This window comes from Nostoc sp. WHI (genome assembly GCF_015714725.1).
GTDB lineage: Bacteria > Cyanobacteriota > Cyanobacteriia > Cyanobacteriales > Nostocaceae > Nostoc.
In genome coordinates, this window is the sequence record NZ_WBKM01000008.1 from 1 (window position 1) to 3,141 (window position 3,141).

At 41.4% G+C, this 3,141-nt stretch carries 4 protein-coding genes and 1 pseudogene; 2 read left to right on the forward strand and 3 right to left on the reverse strand.

Annotated features, from left to right (window positions below):
* Nucleotides 1-16 precede the first annotated feature (16 nt).
* The 3 genes from F8S12_RS00545 to F8S12_RS00555 all read right to left on the reverse strand — a co-directional run bounded on the left by F8S12_RS00545 (nt 17) and on the right by F8S12_RS00555 (nt 2,581).
* Nucleotides 17-643, reverse strand: coding sequence for a type I restriction enzyme HsdR N-terminal domain-containing protein (locus tag F8S12_RS00545; RefSeq protein WP_196514288.1), 627 nt, complete (start codon nt 641-643; stop codon nt 17-19).
* 61 nt (nt 644-704) lie between these two features.
* Entirely contained in the window at nt 705-1,331 is a 627-nt protein-coding gene (locus tag F8S12_RS00550) for a type I restriction enzyme HsdR N-terminal domain-containing protein (RefSeq protein ID WP_196514289.1), read from the reverse strand.
* A gap of 56 nt (nt 1,332-1,387) precedes the next feature.
* Nucleotides 1,388-2,581 carry a serine/threonine protein kinase gene (locus F8S12_RS00555; protein WP_196514290.1) on the reverse strand — a complete coding sequence of 398 codons (1,194 nt, stop codon included), beginning with the start codon at nt 2,579-2,581 and terminating at the stop codon, nt 1,388-1,390.
* A gap of 112 nt (nt 2,582-2,693) precedes the next feature.
* Here F8S12_RS00555 and F8S12_RS00560 point away from each other — a divergent pair, with 112 nt between their 5' ends.
* Together F8S12_RS00560 and F8S12_RS00565 are read left to right on the forward strand one after the other, a co-directional pair.
* The gene (locus F8S12_RS00560; RefSeq protein ID WP_196514291.1) at nt 2,694-2,915 is read left to right on the forward strand and encodes a helix-turn-helix domain-containing transcriptional regulator; all 222 of its coding nucleotides are present in this window, start codon (nt 2,694-2,696) and stop codon (nt 2,913-2,915) included.
* A 44-nt stretch (nt 2,916-2,959) separates the two neighbouring features.
* Nucleotides 2,960-3,141: pseudogene (locus F8S12_RS00565) on the forward strand (hypothetical protein); the annotation flags it as partial.

Genomic DNA, 3,141 nt, shown 5'->3' on the forward strand with positions numbered 1-3,141 from the left:
AACGCACCCTACAAGATTACGAATTACGAATTAAATGAGCTAGGTGCTTTAACACTTTCAGGACAATATATATGTCATCACGACTATCTAAAGCAAACAAATCAGATAAAGCGTATTGTAGAGTTTCAGTTTTTAGCAGTTTGATAAATCTAAATTCATTACCATTGGTGATAAACCCAAAAACAGGTTTAGCCGAAGTTGCATCTGCCAACATATAAGCCAATGCTTGGGGAATTGCTGGCACTAACGAGTAATCTGCTCGTTTTGCCTCAATAACCAGAACCCAAAGTGGAGGATGGAACACCAAGATGTCAATACGTCCTCTAACAATTGTGCCTTCGTCTTCAGAAGAAATTCTGACCTCTTGTTCTGAGGCGATGTAGAAAGGCGGTTGATAGAAACCTGCTAGACGCAATAGTGGAGATAGCACCACCATTTTAACTACAGGTTCCAAAATAGGATATTTCGATAGATGCAAATATTCTGCCTTGACTTCGTTGAGAGATTGCTTTTCTAAGTCACTCAACTCAGGTAAATCATCCTGCCACTCTGAAAAAAAATGTTCATCATCTGCAAGTTGTAGACCAAATTCATCAATAAGTTGGGCTAGGGTGATATCTTTTCCTTGAAGAATTTGAACCATTTATTGAACCTTTTAGTATTGGGATGGTGCGTTAGCCAAGGGCAGAACGCACCCTACAAGATTACGAATTACGAATTAAATGAGCTAGGCGTTTTAACACTTTTACAACAGTATGTAGGTCATCCCCACGATTCAGTGACAGTGTGTAAGATAATGCATATCTCGGTGTACCCTGTTTCGTCAACTTAATAAATTGAAATTCATTACCATTGGTGATAAACCCAAAAACAGGTTTTGCCGAAGTTGCATCTGCTAACATATAAGCTAATGCTTGGGGAATTGCTACCACTAACGAGTAATCTGCTCGTTTTGCCTCAATAACCAGAACCCAAAGTGGAGGATGGAACACCAAGATATCAATACGTCCTCTAACAATTGTGCCTTCGTCTTCAGAAGAAATTCTGACCTCTTGTTCTGAGGCAATGTAGAAAGGCGGTTGATAGAAACCTGCTAGACGCAATAGTGGAGATAGCACCACCATTTTAACTACAGGTTCCAAAATAGGATATTTCGATAGATGCAAATACTCTGCCTTGACTTCGTTGAGAGATTGCTTTTCTAAGTCACTCAACTCAGGTAAATCATGCTGCCACTCTGAAAAAAAATGTTCATAATCTGCAAGTTGTAGACCAAATTCATCAATAAGTTGAGCTAGGGTGATATCTTTTCCTTGAAGAATTTGAACCATTTATTGAACCTTTTTGCTTAAAAAATCCTCCCTTGATATTTACCCAAAAGACTGCCTTACAGTGCCGATTTGAGCAAAGCGATCGCTCGAACCCAAAACATAATACTAATAGGCGCTCCAATTAGAATACCTGCGATCGCCCAGCCTCTTTGATGGGCTTTGAATTGTTCAATACTGCGCCACCGTCTACTTTTCCAAGCCCATTCGTTGCCTTTTGCACCGAGTGCGATCGCCATTAACCACCAAACGTTGGGCATAAAACAGAATAGCCCATACCACACTTGATTCGGCCACATCCACAACCAAGGCATCAGAAATGCGCCCCAATTCCAACCGAGAATTTCCTCTGGGACTGTTTCATTCTGATTCTTTATCCCGCATCCAGAATTGTTGATTATTTCTTTTAGCGGTAAAAGTTGATTCTTGTTTCCAGATTTGACAGTCAAACCTGATTTGAGAGCCTCTAGCGCTTGGCGGGCATTAGTAAATCGTTGTTCTGGAGCGGGTTCTACTAACTTTTGTAGCCAACTTACAAAACTGGGACTGAGGTTAACTCGGTCTGTAAATTGTAGTCGCAAATCCTGCTGGGGTAAATCAGCTGGGGAAGTCCCAGTTAACAAATGAATCAAAGTTGCTCCCAAAGCATAAAGGTCTGAAGCCGCAACCGCTCGACCACCAAATTGTTCCATTGGCGCATAACCATAAGTGCCTACAACAGTAAAAGTAACGCCCTCTCTTGCCGCTTTATCCTGAACTGCGCCAAAATCAACTAAATAAATCCGATTATCTTCGCCCCAGATTAAATTACTCGGTTTTATATCTCTATGTAACACCCCTGGATTCAACTCATGTAGATAGTTGAGAATATTTAAAATCTCAACAGCAATTTTTCTCGCTCGCTTTTCAGTAAATCTTTTGCCAACAGCAAGTTTTTCTTTGAGCGACTCACCAGGGATATATTCTTGTATTAAGCCAAACCAGAGTGTGCGATCGTCGATACAAAAATAATCTATATATCGGGGGATGCGGGGATGATTTAACTGTTTAAGAATTTGTGCTTCCCTCTCAAAAAGTTTCAAATCATCCCACTGCACAGTACCGCCAAAGGCCAAAAGTTTAACCACAACAATCGAATTTTCGCCATCAGAGGCTTTTAAATCCAATGCTTGCCAAGTTTGACGAATTCCATTGTTACCAAGTTGGCGTTGAATTTGATAACGGTCTTGTAATATCTGTTTTGGTTGCAGCATCTTGTACCTATTGGCAATTTACGCTGATCTAGTTCCCTTATATTCAAGGATAGTCATTATCTAGATAAACTGTGGGAGCCTGATAATTTTTTGAAAAAGGAGTACCTAAGCCGTGAGAAAATTTAGAACACTTGATGAACTTGAAGAAGAGTACTTCCGCAAGCACCCGGAAGAAATTAACGATTATTTGACCGAGATATTTCAGGAATATGCAGAAGACAACGATTCCGGCGCGTTATTGGCATCCTTGCGCGTCGTTGCTCGTGTACGGGGAATTAGCGAGATAGGCGAGAACAGACATGACAACCAAGTAGTAGGGGAGACAGCAATATGAGCCAGAAGCTAGCACCAGCAAGAGTAGCGCTGTCAAGGTGAGTTTTGTATTTATTACTAACTCTGAACTCGGAAGTTGCACCTCTGAACTCGGAAGTTGAGCCTCTGAACTCGGAAGTTGCACCTCTGAACTCGGAAGTTGAGCCTCTGAACTCGGAAGTTGAGCCTCTGAACTCGGAAGTTGAGCCTCTGAACTCGGAAGTTGCACCTCTGAACTCGGAAGTTGA

Coding starts and splice junctions, on each gene's coding strand:
- F8S12_RS00555 (WP_196514290.1), bottom strand. CDS start 2,581: ATGCTGCAACCAAAACAGATATTACAAGACCGTTATCAAATTCAACGC.
- F8S12_RS00550 (WP_196514289.1), bottom strand. CDS start 1,331: ATGGTTCAAATTCTTCAAGGAAAAGATATCACCCTAGCTCAACTTATT.
- F8S12_RS00545 (WP_196514288.1), bottom strand. CDS start 643: ATGGTTCAAATTCTTCAAGGAAAAGATATCACCCTAGCCCAACTTATT.